General features: G+C 59.7%; 15 protein-coding genes. 8 read left to right on the top strand and 7 right to left on the bottom strand.

Annotated features, from left to right (window positions below):
- Positions 1–21 precede the first annotated feature (21 nt).
- From PLJ71_04760 to PLJ71_04745, 4 genes are all read right to left on the bottom strand, one after another.
- Entirely contained in the window at positions 22–1,392 is a 1,371-nt protein-coding gene (locus PLJ71_04760; GenBank protein HQM47975.1) for a hypothetical protein, read from the bottom strand.
- A 9-nt stretch (positions 1,393–1,401) separates the two neighbouring features.
- Positions 1,402–2,802 carry a neutral/alkaline non-lysosomal ceramidase N-terminal domain-containing protein gene (locus PLJ71_04755; protein HQM47974.1) on the bottom strand — a complete coding sequence of 467 codons (1,401 nt, stop codon included), beginning with the start codon at positions 2,800–2,802 and terminating at the stop codon, positions 1,402–1,404.
- 46 nt (positions 2,803–2,848) lie between these two features.
- A complete protein-coding gene (locus tag PLJ71_04750) occupies positions 2,849–3,880 on the bottom strand; it encodes an NAD(P)-dependent alcohol dehydrogenase (protein ID HQM47973.1) in 1,032 nt (343 codons plus the stop codon).
- Positions 3,881–4,129: 249 nt separating this feature from the next.
- Positions 4,130–4,699 carry a hypothetical protein gene (locus PLJ71_04745; GenBank protein ID HQM47972.1) on the bottom strand — a complete coding sequence of 190 codons (570 nt, stop codon included), beginning with the start codon at positions 4,697–4,699 and terminating at the stop codon, positions 4,130–4,132.
- A 307-nt stretch (positions 4,700–5,006) separates the two neighbouring features.
- Here PLJ71_04745 and PLJ71_04740 point away from each other — a divergent pair, with 307 nt between their 5' ends.
- The 5 genes from PLJ71_04740 to PLJ71_04720 all read left to right on the top strand — a co-directional run bounded on the left by PLJ71_04740 (position 5,007) and on the right by PLJ71_04720 (position 13,455).
- A complete protein-coding gene (locus tag PLJ71_04740; GenBank protein HQM47971.1) occupies positions 5,007–6,674 on the top strand; it encodes a response regulator in 1,668 nt (555 codons plus the stop codon).
- The gene (locus tag PLJ71_04735) at positions 6,671–8,092 is read left to right on the top strand and encodes a sigma-54 dependent transcriptional regulator (protein HQM47970.1); all 1,422 of its coding nucleotides are present in this window, start codon (positions 6,671–6,673) and stop codon (positions 8,090–8,092) included. Before PLJ71_04740 ends, PLJ71_04735 begins: the two co-directional genes overlap by 4 nt.
- 1,002 nt (positions 8,093–9,094) lie before the next feature.
- Positions 9,095–9,808, top strand: a complete 714-nt coding sequence (locus PLJ71_04730) for a PEP-CTERM sorting domain-containing protein (protein ID HQM47969.1) — start codon at positions 9,095–9,097, stop codon at positions 9,806–9,808.
- 415 nt (positions 9,809–10,223) lie between these two features.
- Positions 10,224–10,844, top strand: a complete 621-nt coding sequence (locus tag PLJ71_04725; GenBank protein HQM47968.1) for a dockerin type I domain-containing protein — start codon at positions 10,224–10,226, stop codon at positions 10,842–10,844.
- Positions 10,845–10,908: 64 nt separating this feature from the next.
- On the top strand, positions 10,909–13,455 hold the full coding sequence (locus PLJ71_04720) for a DUF5011 domain-containing protein (protein ID HQM47967.1): 2,547 nt from the start codon (positions 10,909–10,911) through the stop codon (positions 13,453–13,455).
- Positions 13,456–13,563: 108 nt separating this feature from the next.
- Here PLJ71_04720 and PLJ71_04715 read toward each other — a convergent pair whose 3' ends face one another.
- From PLJ71_04715 to PLJ71_04705, 3 genes are all read right to left on the bottom strand, one after another.
- Complete coding sequence (locus PLJ71_04715; GenBank protein ID HQM47966.1) at positions 13,564–15,399, bottom strand: helicase-associated domain-containing protein; 1,836 nt, start codon at positions 15,397–15,399, stop codon at positions 13,564–13,566.
- A gap of 219 nt (positions 15,400–15,618) precedes the next feature.
- Positions 15,619–16,143 (bottom strand): DinB family protein, encoded by a 525-nt coding sequence (locus PLJ71_04710; protein ID HQM47965.1) that lies wholly within the window; start codon positions 16,141–16,143, stop codon positions 15,619–15,621.
- Positions 16,144–16,232: 89 nt separating this feature from the next.
- Positions 16,233–16,385 carry a hypothetical protein gene (locus tag PLJ71_04705; protein HQM47964.1) on the bottom strand — a complete coding sequence of 51 codons (153 nt, stop codon included), beginning with the start codon at positions 16,383–16,385 and terminating at the stop codon, positions 16,233–16,235.
- 168 nt (positions 16,386–16,553) lie between these two features.
- On the opposite strand from PLJ71_04705, the gene PLJ71_04700 reads away from it, so the two are divergent.
- Genes PLJ71_04700 through PLJ71_04690 form a run of 3 tightly spaced genes read left to right on the top strand, consistent with a single transcriptional unit; the run spans position 16,554 to position 19,759 of the window.
- Positions 16,554–17,552, top strand: a complete 999-nt coding sequence (locus PLJ71_04700) for a zinc-binding dehydrogenase (GenBank protein ID HQM47963.1) — start codon at positions 16,554–16,556, stop codon at positions 17,550–17,552.
- 27 nt (positions 17,553–17,579) lie between these two features.
- Complete coding sequence (locus tag PLJ71_04695) at positions 17,580–18,563, top strand: alcohol dehydrogenase catalytic domain-containing protein (protein ID HQM47962.1); 984 nt, start codon at positions 17,580–17,582, stop codon at positions 18,561–18,563.
- Positions 18,560–19,759 (top strand): DegT/DnrJ/EryC1/StrS family aminotransferase, encoded by a 1,200-nt coding sequence (locus PLJ71_04690; protein ID HQM47961.1) that lies wholly within the window; start codon positions 18,560–18,562, stop codon positions 19,757–19,759. Before PLJ71_04695 ends, PLJ71_04690 begins: the two co-directional genes overlap by 4 nt.
- Positions 19,760–19,813 lie beyond the last annotated feature (54 nt).

The raw sequence follows: 19,813 nt of genomic DNA, 5'->3' as shown, positions 1-19,813 counted from the left end.
GCGTCTGTGTTTCGCTCATCCTCAGTTCAGCAGAATCAGCGTAGTCGCCTCGTATGCCGCTGCCAGGGCAAGCATCACGCCGACGACAACCACCGCCCCCGCGATGACGCGCAATCCCGTCACGTATTGGGTCGCCCAAGCACCGCCTTGGAACCCCTCAAACACCCGGAGAGGCAACACGCAGACGGCGAACGACGCGAGCACATACGCCTCGAGTTCAAGCGTCAGCGTGATGCTGTGATAGGTGTTCTGGGCCGCCGTCCCCGTCCACAAAGGCGCCATGACAAGGCCCACGAAGGAAAAACTCAACAGATTCTTGAAAACCCCCGCGAATGGAATGATCAACGACGGCAATACCGTGTAAAAACATGTCCCCATTACGTAATTCTGTTTGAGCGTCGCCAGAGTGGCCATCAAGATGTTTCCGGACTCGTACGCGCGGCCGATGTAGCCCAACTCCCCCTCTGCAAACACGTCTCGCGTAAATCGTACGGCGTTCCACGTTATCCGCGGGTGCAGGTATCCGCCCGTCATCGCGGCAAACAACGCCCCGTAGAGCGCCAGGTGCAGGGCAAATAGCAACCGCGGCCGCGTTGTCAGTTCCGACAGAAACGGCCTGAACACGCCGCCGGCGCGCCCGGCAAGCTGGCGAAGAACGTATACCTGGACCATTGCCCCGCCCGCCGCGACCAGCATCAACCCCAGCATCGTCTCGGTGGTGATACGTCCGGGAAGACGTCCGAACGGCAGCAGGAAACACGCCGCAGCGCCGCCGGAACTCTCTTCAATGTCGGATTTCTCGATGCGGTCCTGGCCCTGCGCATCCAGCCAGCCTCGTGTCACGTCCTCCTTGCTGGCAAACATCGCGCCGAATGTCTCGTGTGCAGGCAAGAAATAGGACGTCAACACGCTGGGAATCAACGGGTCCAGGCGCCCGGTAACTTTGAACTCGACCCCGTCCATCTCGAACGCATCAAAACGGGCAAGGGCGCCCGCCAGCACCTCGGGCTGGCCGGGTTCCGGAAGACGCCCGGACACGAACGCGGGCACGAAAAGCCCGCACGACGCGTCCACCATCAATACGCGCTCCATGCGGGTCAAGCCGGCAAGCTCGACAAGTTCGTCTTGTCCTGGCTGGGCCCGCAGTCGTTCGAGCAATTGCCGCATGTCCGCGGATAGATTGCTTTCCGCCACGGGACGCGCAGACACCGGAAACGCCCCTTCCGGCACATCCGGAGCTTCCACGGCGATCAACAGGGCGCGCAGAGGGTGTTCTGCAATGAGGACCTGCTCGTGCCACGCCGCCAGGAAAACCAGCATCAGCCCGCTGAGCACCAGGAAACCGCCTGCCCGCAGGGCCTTGTAGCCATGAATCGATGCTGGATACTCCATACGAGGAGGTTATTGCCCGGCCGCGCCGGGTTGCGACAGCGCTCCCACCGCTTCCTTGGCAAGATGGGTGAAGAACGCTTCCTGGTTGGGGCCGCACCAACTCATCAGATACATCTCATACGCTTCGTCGCCATCCCGCCGCGCCGTGGCGTAGTACTCATCGGGCGAAATATACCCCGCGTAGTCCCCGTTGAAACTGAGAACCCACAGGTCAACGCCCTGCGAGGCCGCCCACTCCTTAAGCCGAATACTGATCTCCCCGCTGAAATCCGCGGGCATGCCTACAAAATACGCATCGCTCACACGGACGCACTGCAGCCACCCGTCCGAATCGACACCGAGGAGACCAATGAAGAACGGAGACAACCGCCAGGACGGGCTGATGCGAAACTGGAGGGACGGCAAGTCGAGAGGCACTCCGAGCGACGCGATTTCCCTGTTCTTGGCAAGTTCCAGGCCTTTGGCCCCTTCGAGCACCTGCCGCGCAAGCCCTTCGCCAATGGCCGCCGCTTTCTCGAAACCGCTCTCGTTACCGGGATTGCGCACCGACATGCTCCCCACCGCCCCGCCGAGAAACATGGCGAACCCGCCCGTCTCGCGCTCGATGGCCCGCTGAAGATAACCCGGATAATCGCCGCTGAATTCCATATTGCTCCCGCCCAGAACGGTGGCGTGAGCCGAATAACTCACCACATAACAACGCGAGCCGTCATCCTTCTCGACAACCATGTAACTCAATTCAGTATCACACGGCGCTTCACGCGTCCGGTTGCGAATGTACCCATCGGCGTTGACACTGCCGGTCCCAAGAGATGCCTCACCCGTAGCGTTGCCGCTTGCTTCCACTATGGCATCGGTGAATTGCTGCGCCAGGAACTCGAGCACCGTTTCGTCGTATTCGCCTGAAAACTGCTTGCCCACGAAACCCGGCGCCCATCCTCCGGGGCCCGAGTGGCTATGCGAGGCGTTAAAAAGAATGATATCGGCCGGTTTCGCGGTCTGATTAGCCACGCGTTCCCGAACCATTTCCGCCAGGTTCTCGGGAATTATCAGCATGTCGGCCGAAACGAATACCGCCCGGTCGCGCCCATCCGTGAGCAGCAGCGCCTTGACGAAAATGTCGTCGTGCACCCCCGTAGAAGGCTTTCCTCTGCGATCCCCAAATCCGGCAAGAGGAACGCCAACCGGAGGGGCGATCGGACGCTTCGCCCAGCCCGCACGAAGGACTCCCGGCTCACCGTCTAACCCGCACTGGCCGGCACGAGCCTTGATTGCCTCCACGTTGCGTTTGTAGTAGCCCTCTTGCGTCACGTTCCCGGCAGAATAGGCCGGCCATGGCCCTACAACAAGCACAATCAGTACGAGCAACGCCACAATGACAGCCCCGGCAATAAGAAGTTTCTTCTTCATCCGTATCGCTCTCCGCTGCGGCCCCGGGTTTTCGACTCGCGCCGCGCTATTGATCGATCGACGCCTTCAGAACATTGTCGGCGCAATTAAGCACAAGCTCGAACGCCTCCTTGGAACGCTCCAACGGGTAGGAATGGGTCACGAGCGACGCCACGTCCACCCGTCCCAAGGTCAGCAAGGCGATTGACCGGGGGTAATCGAAGCAAAAACGGCGGCACCACTGAACTGTAAGCTCTTTGCGCCGCGCCACGTTCACCGGAAAAGGGTCCTCTTCGGCGCCGGAAATGCCCGTGAGCACGCAGCGCCCCGCCGGACGCACTATGCGGCAGGCAAGAGAAGGCGTGGCCGAACTCCGGGCGCAGTCAAAGGCCACGTCAACGCCCCGGCCGTTCGTTGCCGACACTATCGTCTCTACAGTGTCTTTGCAAGAAGCGTTAAAGGCTTCGTCCACGCCGTACCTCGCGCCCGCCGCCACCCGGTAATCCAGAAGATCGGTCCCGAAAAGCTGGCCCGCCCCTGCAGCTTTGGCCACCTGCGCTACGAGCAGGCCTATCGGGCCAAGACCGAGAATTGCAGCCGTTTCACCGGGTTTCAAGCAGGCCAGTTCTACCGCATGCACGGCCACTGCCAACGGCTCGAGCATGGCCGCTTCCGCGGCGCTCACGGAATCCGGCACCGGAAAACAAAACCGCGCATGTACCGCCTTGTATTCGCACAAAGCCCCGTCGTACGGAGGACCGCCGGGGAACACCATGTCCGGACACACGTTATAGTGGCCGCTATGGCACCATTCGCAGTTCAAACACGGGATACCCGGCTCGACCGCAACTCGTTTGCCCACCAGCGAGGCGTCTGCCTCCGCGCCAACCGACTCCACGACGCCGGCATATTCGTGACCCAGAATCAGCGGTTCGGTAATAACGGTCTGCCCAATACGCCCCTCGGCAAAATAGTGCATGTCGGAGCCGCAGACCCCTGTTGATTCGATCCGAATCAGAGCTTCATGGGGTTTTGGCGCGGGTTTGTCGATATCAACCAGGCGCATGTCGCGCGGCCCAAACCACTTTACAGCTTTCATATCCAGTGACGACTCTCCACAAGCAACACGTGCTCCAAGACATACCGTACGGCGAGCGGGGCAAGCCTTCTCCCCGCTGCGGCTCTCCAACAAGGCACTCCCTGAACATATTCCTCAACGGAGGCGCTGCCAGGGCATGGATATGGATATCAAGAAAGATCGTAGCAGAAATGTGGCCGGAGAGGAAATTCGCGGCACACTGCCCGGGGTTTTGCTACAACCCCTCTCTTCTTCCGCCCGGCCAGCGGGTCAGTGAAGGGTCGGCGCTGCCGGGGAGGAATCGTCTCCCCTGCTCGAATACATCTGGTGGGCCACCCTGTTATGGCGCTCCATGGCGAGGTTCAGGAAATCCTCCGCCAGATTGGCATCCACGGGAAAGCTCGTAACAGAGTAGCCAAAACTCTCGAGGAACTGCTCCAAGTCCGCCGACAAGCGCTGAAGCACTTTGTGCGCGCCTTCCTCCGGCGTTTCCACCAGGAGCACCGCCAGCCCCCCTTCACTTAAACTGAAAACGTGGTCAGTCATACGGAGATCGTTGGTCAACCGCAAGCCTAACTGCGTCACAGCCTCCGCGTCCGTTCGAGGTGAGCAAAATGTCAGCAGTGTGGTCGCGGAAGGGTAGCGGATCGCGCGCTCAATCTCCTCGCGCACCCGCGCATGAAGATAAGTTTCCGTGCGCAAACCTGATACGGGGTCTCGGTAGGCCAGCTTCTCCATCACACGGCACCGCTTCTCCAGTTCCGTGCGCATCCGGGTCTCTTCCTGGAGACGGGTCTGTAAATCCTGGATGGCAGCCTTAAGCTCTGTAGTGTCCTCCACAGCGAGTACTCCTCCTGTCTCGGTTTATGACGCAAATCGTGTGCCAATGAACAGAAAATCAGCGAACTACCCGCTAAATCCATAAGAATCACATATTTCAAGGGAATCGTATACCTTGCACTTCTTTGTCGCCATCCACAGGAATGATAGGAACATTGTCACGGCTGACCACTTTTAGCCCAATTTGTCCCCGCGAGCGACAGTTTTCGCAAATCATTTCTTGACAAGACCGCCCAGCTCAGGTAGCATACCCGAATAGAATCCCGACTTGGGGACCGACTTAATACGCGGAGCGCCAGGTTCTGACGTGCAGCTGAATAGTGCACAAAAACCGACCATTCTCGTCATTGAGGATGAACCGACCCAGCTGGCTTTTCTCGAAGAAGTGCTGCAAGACTGGGACTACGGCTGCGTTTCGGGGGGATCTATTGCAGACGGCCGAGCGCTGTTTCAAAAAGACCTCTTTACCTGCGCACTCATTGACCTCGGCCTTCCGGACGGCAACGGTCTCTCGCTCATTAGTGAATTCGCGAAAGCAGATCCCTGCGTGGTCCCGATTGTATTGACAGGCGCCCGCCAGCCAGAGACCGTCATTGACACCATGCGCGAAGGGGCCTTCGATTATCTGGTCAAACCCATCAATGCCGCGACTCTCAAAGCCGCCTTGACCCGGGCGCTTTCCCATCATACAGTCATACGCGAGCGCGGCGAGTTGTTTGAACTGCTGCTGGAAGAACGCGAACAACTGCGGGCCCGCGTGGACGAGGCAACGGAGGATATCCGGCAATATGCTTCGGCGTGTGAGCGCAGCAGCACCCGCCTCCAGGCGCTCTTGCGCCTGAGCCGCTTCGCTTCCGGCTATTTCAGCGAGGAAGCGTTGCTTCGAGGGCTCTTCGCCGAATTGGGAGAGCATATACCCTTGCGCGCCGTCGTCGTCTGCGACATCACCGCCGAGCGCCTGGTCGGCACGTTCCGGAACGCGCAGGAAGAAACAGAATTCATCGGCACCAATGGCGAACTCGACCTCGAGGAAACGGGGATGCTCCTTCTGGAAGCGGAACCGGCGACCCTTCTTCAGACGTGGCTGGAGCGCAATACCGACATGGGGAAAATGGCCCTCCGGCCTTTTGTGTTTTCACAACAGCAACAAAGCACCATGCGGTACATTGTCGGCTTTTATACCGACGCGGGGTTTGGCAATCTCCAGGGCGACCGCGAATTCCTCGACACCTGCGCACGGTTTCTTGTGTTCGAATGGGAGCAGGCCAAGTTGCTCCTTCACGTTGCGCATCATGCCAGTTTGGGCAACATCGGAGTTGAAGTCGCGCGAAATTTCATCCAGCCATTGACCGCCATCCGAACCGCGGCCGACCTCGTGCAGGAGACCGTGATCTCCCCTGAAGCCGCCGAGGGCCTCGCCATAATCCAGCAGAACGTGGAAAGACTGCACCGGCAGACACAGGAGTTTCGCAAGCTCTCGCTCCTGCGCGAGGGGTCCGTGGAAACCGTCCGGCTGGATGAGTTCATCGACCGCGCGCTTGATGTGCTCGCCGTGGCCATCCAGAACCGGAGAGTCAGCATTCACCGGCTGTTTGAAACGGACAGCGAGTGCATCTTGCTCAACGGTACAACCCTGGCGCGCACCTTTCTCGACCTTATTCTGGATGCGCTCCGTATGGTGGATACCGGCGCGGAGATCTCGTTAGCCCTGCGCCAGGCCGGTTCCGAGTACATCGCCTTCGAAATGTCTTACGAAACTACCGATTCCCACCCCCTGCAAACGCTCGCCGTGTTCGCCTCTCCTCTATCGGGAAGGGACATGGGCAATCCCGGGCTGCAGCTCGCAGAACGAACCGTTCATAGCTGCGGCGGCACTCTCAGCCTCGAATTGCACGAGGGACATGAAGTGCGGCTGCGAATTGTCTTGCCGCGCAACGTCACACTTCTGGCCCGCCGGAGGGAGGTGCTTCGGTGAACCAGCGCACCGCAACCTCCATATCTGAAGATAAAATCCAAAGCCATCCGGGCACGGTCGTTGTGCTGGACACAGACCCCGGTGTGCTGTGGGCGCTGGAAAAGGGCCTGAAACGGTCAGGATACGACGTGCGCATCTTCGGCATATTGGGGGAAGCCCTGGGCTTCCTCTACGCGGTGCCCGTGCGTGCGGTGGTCATGGAGATCCTCCCGGAAGCCGGCCTGACACCCGATGTGCTGGAATCTATCCTGGACACCCCTTCAAAACCCAAGGTAATCTGCGTATCTCTCGAGTCGGAGCCCAAGGCCATTATCGAATGTGTTCGCCGGGGCGCCGCCGACTTCATCCCGAAGCCATTCAACCTTAATGATATTCGCGCGGTACTGCGGCGCGCCCTGGCCAGCGAAGCCGAACAACGGATGCTGCACCGCCCGTGGTCAGGCAAGGCAGATACCGAAACGTCCTATCTGGTGGGCATAAGCCCGGCAATGCAGGAATTGCGCACAATCATCACTCAGGTCGCGCGGACCGACCTCAACTGCCTTATCCGGGGTGAAAGCGGCACCGGTAAGGACCTTGTGGCGAGGGAAATCCACCGCCTGTCCCAGCGGCGGGATCGGCCTTTTGTGAAGGTCAATTGCACGGCCTTGCCCGAACAACTGCTCGAAAGCGAATTGTTCGGCTATGAAAAGGGCGCGTTTACGGGCGCGCTATCGTCTAAACCGGGCCGGTTCGAACTCGCCAACAACGGCATCATCTTCCTCGATGAGATCGGCGAAATGTACCCCAACCTTCAGGCCAAGCTCCTCCAGGTCATCGAACACAAGGAGTTCACCAAACTCGGCGGAAGAAAGCATATCCGTGTAGATGTCCAAATCATTGCCGCCACGAATGCAGACCTCGAGGCGAAAACGAAAGAGGGGACCTTTCGCCACGACCTCTATTTTCGGCTGAATGAGGTGTGCATCTGGGTCCCGCCGCTTTCCTCACGCCCGGAGGATATCCCCCTCCTGGTGCGCCATTTCATCGAGAAGCACGGAGGGCTCGGCCTGGACGCAAGCATGGGCGTCTCCGGAGAGGAATTGGCCCGTTTGACCAGCCAACCATGGCCCGGCAACGTACGCGAACTCGAAAGCACCGTGAAACGCTGGATGGCATTGGGAAAAGGCGCCATGCCGCAGGCCGCTCGAGCCCAAGAGGCCAACGCCAAATCCGGTCATGAGAATGTGCCTGAATCAATCCCGGCGCCGCGGGCCCCGAAGATCCCTCCCATTTCCCGAAGATCCGAATCGGAACGCATTCGGGAAGCCCTCGAAAAGCACCGATGGAACCGCCGCAAAGTTTCCGAAGAGCTAGGCATCAGTTACCAGACTCTGCGCAGACGGATTGAAAAATACAATCTGAACCGTCCTCGTTAGCCAGAGTACTGCGCGAACTCCGTTCACCCCGCGCCGATTTCAAGGATTTCTGGCCCAGGTCCATGCCCTTTAACCCAGTGCCTACACCCACGGATGCGTGAGCCGCAGATGGTGGAATACGGCGGCCCACAACAGTGTTTTTTATATTGTCAAGAATAATTTGGGCGCGGTTGCGGGTTTCCGGAGTAAACAAGCCGTGCAGGGGCCCCTGAGTCCACCGGTAGGGAAGGAAGCACCGCATCCCACCAAACAAGGCTGGATGGTACGTCCGCGGATTGGAAAACAAACATGGGTGAGCTGCTGGGGAGCATCGTAAACGCCTCACGAAGCTGGGATATGCGTATGGGGCGTTTCGCACGCGGCTCTTCTGAGCTCAATGCGGCGCGGAAGGGCCTCCTCTGAACATCATGCGGACAGAACATTTCAACGACAGCATGAAACGCCAGGTACCGGCGCGGGACACGTGGAAGCGGTGCACTAAGTATACCTCTTGTTCTCTTGACAAGCAGCGGAGAGTACCTGCGAGCGGAGTTCTTCCCTTCAGATGCAAAACCTGCTGCGTTCGCGCGGAAAACCGGGAAAATCCTCATTGGGCTGGGCTTCGGTCTTTGTGCGAATCTGATGTCTCAGGTCCCAGCTCGCGGACGCACCGCAAAACCGCAGCTTCGGGTTTTGAAATTCGAATGAACCGCGAGTCCAACCCCAAACACGCGCCTCAGTATAGAAAAATGTATCGCGGCGATGAACAATGTTTGATCAGATCGTTAGATTTCACAAGGGTCTGCCCAGACGCTGAAGCCATTATAAATGATTATGAACAAACAACTTAATCGAGATGACCCAAGATTGGCACGGAATCTGCTCATTGCAGATGGGCACTCGGAAAGGACTCATAGCGGTCGAGTCGATTTGAAGTATGTGAAGCCGTTGTGAAGCAGAGGCAATACGCATCGAGAAAACATGTGACGTGTTCACATCAACGCGCCGAAAGGAGACAGTGAGATGAGGTACGCAACGATTTTAGGGATTCTGGGGATGGCTTTGATTTCTGCGCCGGCTATGGCCATTTACATTCCGAACGAGACGCCGCACGCCGCCGAACTCAGCGTGTGGCAAGTCTACAACAACCTTTACGGTACTGTTTACACAAGCAATGCGAACTTGGATGTCATGCGCGTCGTCGATTTGCAGACCTTCCTGATTCCGATCGGAGAGAGCTGGCTTATCGAGGCACAGGCCAGGTACGCGTCGATAGTATCGGAATTCGGCTACTACACCCCCGCCGGGGCACCCGTGAACTATAACCCCCTGTTCTCAGTCACGCAAATCGGGGATGTCTCGGGACTCGGCTACGATGCCACCCTCACTACCCTTGACGTTAATCAGTTGTTTGGGTTCTACCTGGACCCAGCCGGCCGGGGCGCCATATGGCATTCGGAGCAAGCTCTCAATTGGCAGATAGGCGAGGTTCCGGGGTGGATCGAAGACCACATGGTCGCCTACACAGTCGCGGCTGACCCAAACGTCCTTCTGCTGGCATGGGAAGACCTGCCCCTGCCCGGCGGATATAATAACCCCTCGAGTTCATACGACGCGGACTACAATGACCTGATCGTGGAACTGCGCTTCGAGCAGATTGTTCCCGAGCCTGCCACGATGGTGTTGATTGCCTTGGGAATCGCGGGCTTGGCGGTGCGCCGGTTCGTCTTGGTCTAAAGAGCGGCGTTTGACATTCGGTATCACGCTTTCTGTGCTGTAGGTAGAGACATCTCACTGTTGGTGACGGCAGCGAACGGGGGACGCCCGTTCGCTGCCGTCGTCCTCTCCCCCTGAATGGGCCCAGTAATGCCCCACTCCTCCCCCCGGAACACGGGGCCTGCGAAGGCCGGCACGGCCCGCCGCCGCCTGGCGTCATCTTGACAAGCCATCGTCATTACGACAAGGACCCGTCACCTCCCGCGGCATGTACAAGTTCTTCGGGTCAAGCCGTCCGGCCCATGTAACTTATTGGAAAGCAATGATTTAGCGCCATCCATCCAGCTGGGAGCGCACTGCCCCTTCCTTGGCACCCGCTTTGCGTTGAAGGTCTTACGACGCAACACGAGCCTTCCACAAACAGGGAGACCTTGGAATGGACAATATGGCGCCTCTATCGGTCTGTGCCCGAATCACCCTTGCCATGACATTGGCGAGTACGGTTGCCATCGTGCCCGCATTGGCGAATCCGACCAGCGCCGGTGACGCAATTCTGGTCGTGGTAGCCGCTGCGACGTACAACGACACCGACGGTGACGGCCTCTCAGACGAGGTTGAAATCGCGCTGGGTACGAATCCCCTTGATTTCGACAGCGACAATGATGGAATGCCGGACGGGTGGGAGGTGTGGAACGGCCTGAACCCCCGCGATGGGGATGACGCCCAGGAAGATGCAAACGGCGACGGCCTGACGAATCTCGAGAAATTCGAGCTGGGACTCGACCCCTATCAGTATGATTCTGACGCTGATGGCTACTGGGACGTCATTGAGACGGCCCGCGGCACCGACGCCGCTTCCGCGAGTTCTTTTCCCCAAAGCGGGATTCCCTGCGACGTGAATCAAGACGGAATCGTCGATGCGACAGACCTGCAGCTCGTGATCAATGGCGCACTCGGAATACAGACGCCGGTCCCGCCAGATGTAAATGCAGTGGGAAAGGTGGACGCTATTGACGTGCAGATGACAGTTCTCAGCGTGTTGGGTGTCAATTCGTGATATGTTTGATAGCAATAGCGCTCATTGCCTTGGGCGTAAACGCGGGCAGATGGGGGTTCCCAAAATGAACCAATATCGTTGGCCGGCTACCGGCGAGTATCGTGTGTCTAATTGGAGGGCGATCGGTTCGATTCTCCTCCTCGCGGCCGCATGTTTTCCGGCATCCGCATTTGATGAGTCGGGTCTTCCCACGGTCTCCGAAACAACCGCGGTGGCGCTCAAGAATCTCTCCGCAGGCGCCACCGAGTTAGCGGTGCCGTACGCGTCCATGACAATCTACGACATCACCCCCCCGGCGATTGGAACAGCCCAATCACCCTCGTACGCGCCCCCAACAGGCGTCTCCGTTAGTTACAGCGGCATGAGCGACACCATCAGCGGCCTGAAAACCGTTGCCCTATGGGTGCGTGCCAATGATGCCGGATGGGCCCGGACCGGACAAACCCTTTCGGCAGGGTCTGGAACTCTAAGCTTTAACCCCTTCGGCGTTGAGGGCAGTTACTATTTCGCGGTACGCTTGGAGGACAATGCGGGCAATCTCAGCCCGGAGCCATCGGGAATCGGCTTGACACATACCCGTGTCGACGGCACCCCGCCCGTCCTTACCCTGAACGGCGCCAGCGAGATCACCATTCAGACGGGTGAAACATACAACGATCCCGGCGCATCGGCTACAGACGCACTGGAAGGCGATCTGACTAGCCGGATCGCCGTGTCAGGCAGCGTAGACACCGCGAAGAGCGGCACATATACCTTGCGCTACAATGTCTCCGACACTGCCGGCAACGCCGCTCCCGAAGTGACGCGCACCGTTACGGTCGAGGGCGTCGCGAGGACATACGCGTTGTCAATTCCCACCGATCTGAAGGGGCGGGCGGGATATACGTTGCCCTGCCCGGTAAACATCGCGGATGCCCAGGGCCTCACCGCCTACAATCTCACCGTGTCGGTCGATACAACCGTGCTCCAGATCGTCAGGGTCGCAGCGGGCACCATTGCCGGCGGATGGGGTGACCCGGTGGCCAATGTCGGAGCCGGCTCGGCCTCGTTCTCCGCATCGGGCGCCGAACTCAACTCTGGCTCGGGGTCTGTAGCCATCGTCTACGTCACCGTAAAGAAGAACATACAGAATGGCAAGACCTCGCCGTTGGCCTTCTCCAACGTGCAGATGAACAACGGGGCGGCTCAGGCTACCACTCAAGACGGGCTATTCACCGTCAACAACGACACCTATCTTTGGGGCGATGTTAACGGCGACGGCGTCGTAGACAACGCGGACTCCACAGCCATCCTCAAAGGCCGCGCCAGCATCAACAAGCCTAACCCGAAATCCGCTGATTCCGGGGAAGACACCGTGTTTTATGCGGCGGGCGACGTCAGCGGCGACGAACCGAGTTTTGTGGGTACGGTGGATGCGTCGCTCATTATGCGCTTCAGCGAAGGAGCGATCAGCTCGTTCCCGGCCGATATCGACGGTGACGGCATCGGCCCTGAACTGACCGGCGCAAAAACACAGGCAAAGGAGGCTGTATCTCAGGAGTATGGAGACCGCTCCTCGGCCAAGCGCCTGCTCAGCATTCCCGGCAAACTCAAGCTGGACCCGGAGGCTGTCTACCAAGTGCCCGTGAGTATTGACTCAGCCAATCTGGTGCGCGGGTATTACTTCGAGTTGCTCTACGACTCGCGCGCACTTGAATATCTGAGTATCCAGAGCGGGTCCCTCACCGGCGAATGGCTTGATCCCATCGTGAATCCTCTTACGGGCAAGATAATGGTGGCGGGAGCAAACACCGATGCGCTCTCCGGGCAGGGAACTCTGGCTATTCTGACCTTCCGCGCCAAACCAACTGTCACCCCAGGCGCGGCAACGCGACTCAAGTTCGACACCGTTGAATTGAACGACGGACTTCTAACTGCCGAACAATCCACGGGCGCGGGAGAGCCGGTAATTGCCGCGCTGGAGCCGAAGACCGGCGCCGAGACCGGCGGAACCGTCGTGCAGATCACGGGCGCCAACCTTGCCGACGTCTCGCGCGTCCTGTTCGGACAAGTGGAATCCCCTTACGTCTGGGTTGATGCCACCGGCAGCGCCGTGTTTGCGGTAACACCGCCCGGTAGCGGAAAAACCGATGTGACGGTGGAGAGCCCCGCCGGCAAGTCCACCCTGAAGAAGAGCTTCACGTACTTCCGGCCCCAAGTCCATCTGACCATGACGCCGGAGAAGGCGGTTGCATCCAGCAAGCAGGTTGACATACCGGTGTGGATGGTCGATCTGAGCGGCGGACAGGTGAGCACGGTCGCGTTCGACCTGCGCTTCGATCCTACTGTGTTCACCCCCAAGGCCGTGAACAATTTGTTTGCCACGGCTGAAGATTCGGCCAATCAGGCGAACAAGAGGGTAACCGCGACTCTGTCCGCGCCCGGACGGCTGCACATCACGGTTGACGGTTCGGTCGGCCGAAATATCGAGAGCGGATTGCTTGTGACATGCCATCTGCTCGCCATCGCGAGCGAAGAAGAGGCCCAGGGATTGGTCTATATCGCGGATACGACCGCTGAGAACGTTAAAGCCAAGGCTTTGCCCGCGGCGGCAAGCTTTGTCTCCGAGTAGATCTTGCGGCCCACCGCAGGTTGAAGATGGCGGGCATGCTTCTCCGGAGAGGGCATGCCCGCCGCAATTCTATCCCTGAAAGCCGGGTTCCTGAACGCGCCGGACGCCCTATTCGACTACGAACCCTTCTCTTTCGAGCAACTTCTTCAATTCGCTCTTTCGGGTCTTCTTCAAGATCACCATGCGGTCGGCCTCGATAGTGTCCACGTGTTTCGCGACCCGTTTTCTGTGGCGCACATCGGCCATCACCAGCGGATCTTCAGCCTCGAGGATCTGAACGGTGCGCAGCCGCACGCGTTTCATGCCTCCGCGCCAGCCTTCAAGGGTGGTCAGCACGTTTCGGGGCAAGGTTGCCCCTTTGTTGTGCGCCAGGAGAAATTCGATGAATGCGCCGCTGCTCCGCCCCTGCTGAACAGCGCGGGTGAAGGTCTCTTTAGTCAGGTGGTAGACCGCAACCTGGCTGGCACTCACGCGCTCGCAGAACTGGTCAAGAGGCACCGTGATCAAGGGATCGGCCGCGTTCATGTCGACCACAATGTCGAAATTCGGCTGAACCACAAGTTCTGACTTGCGAGAGGGGAAGAGACGCTTGACGCACTCTGCCTCGGCCCCGCGCAGAACTGCGGCCCCGAGCTCGGTTACCCGAAACACGCTTTCGCCTTCACACTCCGCCCTGTCCACAAGCCCGAGCCAAGGCATGACCTCTTCGAGTGAACGCGCCAATCCCCGCCGCGAGGCCATCGAGGCGCTCGGCGCCACATAATGCCAATGCCCCCCCGCGGAACGAAGCACCGGCTCGTCGTTGTCTTCGTTCCGCTGCAACGCATAGTCGATAAAACCCATCACCGAATACCACGCCCCCACGGTGAGTTCGTCGAGCAACGGCACCATGGCCCGGCGGGAAACGCCTTCGTTGCTGCGCGTAAGCAGCCAGTCGCAAAGGCGCAGATGACGCTCAATGCGTTCCGTGGCCACCAGTTTTTCCACGTCGTTTGCGCGCAGTTCATTATCGACGCGCGCAAGCCATCCGACCCCCTGCGCGGCCCAAATGCAGATATCCAGAGACGGTTCGCCCTCTTCAGACACGATTTCGGAAAGCCTGCGGCGATCCTCCCGGAAAAGATCGCCATCGCTCCGCAAACGGGCGGATTTCGCGGCTATGGCGGCGACAAGGCACGAAACACAGTCGCTGAGCGATACCCCGCGGGCATCCACGGACTCGACCGTGCCCTTGACCGGCTTTAACCGTCCAATGGTGGTGCGGCGCGTCTCGGCCTCAACGCGCCATTGGCGCAACTCCTGCAACAGACTGACGACGCGGAGCAGGCGGTCCTCGGCGTCGAATCGGAACAGTTCGAATAGCGCAAATCCACGAAACAACTCCCAGAGACCTTGTTCGATGTCATACTCCGAGCCGCCATGAATCATCCGAAGCTGCGCAACGGGCATAATGCCGGTTTCCGACTGCCAGACGATGTCGAACAACGCGCGCGCAACGGGCGAGAAACCGCGGGTGGCCACATATTCCACGATGGAATCGGGATGGCGGTAATGACGCTCGATCAATTGTTCTCCCGCGCTCTTCTTCCCCCCGGGCTTCTCGATGCCGATTTGTTCCTCGAGACGCCGGAACCCGTGGGCATCCATGGCTCTGATGCTCTGAAACAGCGCCGGCGCATCGCCATGATTCTCGAGCGCAGCGATCACCCGTTTGATGGCTTCCGGGGCTTCGGTAACCAGCTTCACCTTCGTGAGGTCCGTGAAGAAAACCCTGTCGTGGACATCCACCAGGTACTCGATCTCCTCCAGCGGAAGGTCCAGTTTTTTGGCCAGGAACCGGGTGGTAAGACCGGATCGGCTGTTCTGCGATAGTTCCCGGGCAATATCGAACGCGGGACGGCTCATGCCTTCCATGTCTACCACAAGACTGACCCGATGCCTCATAGAGAACCCCTGTTTACGGGTGTTTTGTCCCGAAAACAAAAAGAAAAACCAGTATAGTACACAAAACTACCTTTGACAAGACATGGTTCGCATTTTTGTGTCGCGACTCTTTGATTAGGACACCACCGCGAACGCGGGGGCAAGGCCGGGGCCTCTCTGGCAACTGCGCGGTGTTCCACATGGCGCGCGAGGCGAGGATGGGCTGCAACGGGAAGATAATCAGTACTTCGGCGGTTCCAGGTCCACGCCGGCATAGTACCCCGTATCGATGTTCTTCCGGGTCTTCACGAAATAGGTGATCTGGCCTAGATGGTACGAGAAATGCTCCACCACGTGAAGCAATACGCCGACCCCATTCACCTCGAAATCCTGCACTTTCCGAGGCCGCACAAGTTCGGCCTCTGACAGCCCCTCGATGACCCTCCGCGCGTCCGCTATCGTTTGCTCCAGCCGTTCCAAAAGGGCTTCCGCGGGAATGGGCCCCTGTTCGGAAAACTCCTCCGAGCGTTTGCGAATATCCGGCTCGTTGCCCAGCCCGGAAACAACCCATTGGCGCACATTGCCGCAAAGGTGGAGTGTCAAGTTACCCACGCTCACCGTGTTCTCGTTGGGCCGGTGCCAGATCTCCTCTTCGGAAAGGGTAGACAGGCATTTCTTCATCCGCGGCAGGTACACGTCGGCGAGTTGATACACCGCTTCCCGCCGCAGGACATCTCCGAGCGATGTTTCTGAATCGTTTCCCATGGGATTCTCTTTCGATTGATCGGTTTCGCTTCTGTTGTAGCAGGTTCATTGAGCCGCAATCAGATTCCTTCCAGTCCCGCCCGCCGCGCCTAACTCGCCTTCTTGATGATCGTATCGATCTCGCCGAGGATCTTGTGTCCCACTTCTTTGCGGAGGTTATCGGGGATTTTGTAGTGCTGGGTTTCTTCGAGTAATTCGATGGTGCGCATGGCGACCTGATAGGCGAAATCCTGTACTTTCACGGCATTCCCCTCCGTTTCCTTGACAGTTCCCACGTCCTTTTCAGCATCTGGTATAGCACATTCAGGGGTCAGGATACCGCCTCGAAAGCCCCGGTCGCTTGAAGCGCGAGGGCGTCTGCTGCATGATAGGCCCCTGGCGCAGCACCACAACTTCAGGGGGAAACCAGCGTGAAGGGTCATGCAGTTGTCTTCACAGACCGGCTCAAGGTTGAATACATGCCGGTCACTATTCCCGAGCCCGGCCCCAACGACGTAGTCGTCGATACGCGGTTCTCGTGGATCAGTAACGGCACCGAAGGGTCGTTCTTGCGCGGAGAACGCATCAACGGCGAGACGCCCTACCGCGAAGGCGATCCGTGGCCGTTTCCCATTGCGGCCGGCTACCAGAGCACGGGTATCGTGACCGCCGCCGGGGCGAACGTGGCCGGCCTTGAACCCGGAGAATGGGTGTTCAGCGCGCTCGGCCATATCGAGGGGATGTACGAACCCGCCGGAGGTCATATCTCGCCCAAGGTCTGCCACAAATCCCAGATCTGGAAACTGCCCCAAGGCCTGTCGCCGGTCGCGGCCAGCGGACTGGTCCTGACGCAAGTAGGCTACAATTGCGGCACGCGCCCCCCAGTGCGCGTGGGCGACAAGGCGCTAGTCATCGGCGACGGCATGGTCGGCCACTGGTCTGCCCAGACTCTCGAATGGCGGGGCGCCGAGGTGATGCTCGCCGGAAAACACGACGAACGGCTCGCCATGTTTTCGGAAACGCACGGCGGAAAGCGCCTCAATATCGCGAAAAATGATTTGAAAACGCAGGTCAACACATGGGCGCCCGAGGGCATTCAGGTCCTCGTGGATACGGTCGGTTCAATCGACACCGTCCTGGCCTGCCGCCCTCTCTGCTGTCACAATGGGCACATTGTCTCAGCGGGATTCTACGGGACCGAATCGTTGCTGGACGTGCAGCAGGTGCGGTTTGGCGAGCTTACGCTTCACACGCCGTCGGGCTGGCAGCAGCAACGCATGGACGACACCCTCGCGCTCATTGCCGCGGGGCATCTGCAAACCCTGCCGCTCATCACCCATCACTTCCCGGCGGCACGGGCCGCGGACGCATGGGAGCTGATTGTGAAGCGCACGAAGCCTGTACTGGGCGTCATTCTGGACTGGGAATAATGCTCTTCGAGGAGGAGGAATGATTCCGTGAAAGCCCTGCAGATTCTCGAGCCCGGGCGCTCCGCCATCGTGGATATTCCAGCCCCGAAACCGGAGCCGAACGAAGCCCTGGTGCAGATCGAGGCGGTGACAACTTGCCCCCACTGGGACATGCACATCCTGGGCGGTCAGCCCATGTTCGCGGGAGGCGCCCTCGATTATCCCTACACCGTCGGCCAGCCCGGTCATGAGGCCGTCGGCCGCGTAGTGGCCACGGGCTCGAAGGTGACCACGGTATCCGAGGGCCAGCGGGTCTGCGTGTGGCGCGACCGCGGTCACGACGTCCAAGGCTGTTATGCGGAATACGTGGCCGCGGACGAAGCCGTGCTGATTCCCGCGCCTGAGGGCCTGCCCTCCGAGGCGCTCGCCCCCCTCGAACTCGCCATGTGCGTTTCAGTGCATATCCTGTTCGCCGAAAAGCTCGCCGCGTTGCGGGGCAAGCGCGTAGGGGTGTTTGGGCTGGGTCCCGCGGGGCTGGTGTGCGTCCAGCTCGCACGTGCTGGCGGGGCCGCCGACGTGCTCGCTTTCGACCCGCTGCCGCAACGGCGCGCCCTGGCCAGCGGGTTCGGAGCCGCTTGTGCGCTCGACCCGACAGACCCCAAGGCGATGGCCCAGGTCCCTCCGCGCAACGCGAACGGCGCGCTTGATGCCTGCTTCGACTGCGCGGGTACTGTTGGGGCCGTTCGGGCCGCCATGGCCATCACGCGCGAGCTGGTCGTGCTGTTTGCGGTACAGCGCGAGCCCTATACGTTCTTGCCCGAGTATTGGGGCGGCCTGGTGTTGGCGGGCGCGCAACCCCATACGCGGGAGGGCGCCGAACGCGCCATGACCCATATTCGGAACGGCGAGCTGGATCTACGTACACTGGTCACCCACACGCTGCCGCTCAGCGAGTACAGCCGCGCCGTCGCGCTGTTGAAGAATCAGGAAGCCCTCAAAATAGCCCTGGTACCCGGAGACGTTGTCCAATGATCAGCCCCGAGAAACGAAAGAATCTCCTCGCCAAATCCCGCAGCGAGGTGCAGTGGCAGGGAGAGCCCCTGCTGGGCAGTGTATACGGAGAAGACGAGGTCGACGCGGCGGTACAGGCCATGCGGCGCGCGTCTGATGTAAGCCTCGGATTCGGGTTCAGTGCGCAACCCATTCCTGAGTTCGAGACGGCCTTCGCGGCGTATACAGGCACGAAACATGCCGTCGCAATCAACAGCGCCGGACCCGGTCTCGACATGGCCATGCGCTATCTGGAACTCGAGCAGGGCGATGAGGTCATCGTGCCGGCCGTCAATTTCGTAGCCGCTCCGCTTGCCGTGATTGGCGCGGGGGGACAGGTGGTCTGGGGCGAGGTCGACCCCCGTACGTTCGAACTCGACCCCAACGACGTCGAGAAAAAGATTACCCCCCGCACCCGCGCGATATTCCCGGTCCACATGAACGGACTTTCGGCGCCCATGGACGACTACCTCGAACTGGCCAGGCGGCATCCCCACGATAAACACGGGCCGCTGGCTGTCATCGGCGACGGCGCGCGGGCGTGCGGCGGGGAATACAAGGACACGAAAATCGGCAAACGCGGGCTCATGAATGTCTTCTCATTCCATACCATGAAGAACATGACGACCCTCGGCGAAGGCGGCATGATCACGACCGACGATGACGGCGTCGCGGAGTTCTGCCGTTCCACGCGCTTCTATGGGATGACCACGGACATCTGGGGCACCTCGAACGTCATGACGACAGTGCAGGCGGCCGTGGGGCTTGTCCAGCTTGGCCGCCTCGACGGCTTCGTCGAGGCGCGCCGGACCCTCGCCTGCCGCCGCCACGAACTGCTCGAGGGTGTCGAGGGCCTCACGCTCCCCCTCGAACCTGCTGACTGTAAACACTCGTTCTATCTCTACACAAGCCTTGCGCCGAAAGAATGGGCGGGCGAAAAGCGCGATTCGCTGATGCAGATGCTGGCGGAGGTGTACGGCGTACATTGCGTGGTCGCCAACAGACCGGTCTACGAGTACCGCAAATTCCTGCGCGACCAGACGCCCGGACAGCGGCTGCCCCTGTCTGAACAGATTGGCGGACGGCTGTTCTGCATCCCCATCCATCCCATCATGTCGGCGGCGGACAACGAATTCATCTGCGCCGCGGTCATTGAATGCATGGAGCAGCTACGCTGAGCCGTCGCGCCCGGAACGAAGCGGTCATTCAGCGGCGTAGACCTCGAGTTCGGC

The sequence above is a fragment of the Candidatus Hydrogenedentota bacterium genome, from assembly GCA_035416745.1.
Classification (GTDB): Bacteria; Hydrogenedentota; Hydrogenedentia; order Hydrogenedentales; family SLHB01; genus UBA2224.
This window is presented reverse-complemented; position numbering and strand designations above follow the sequence as displayed.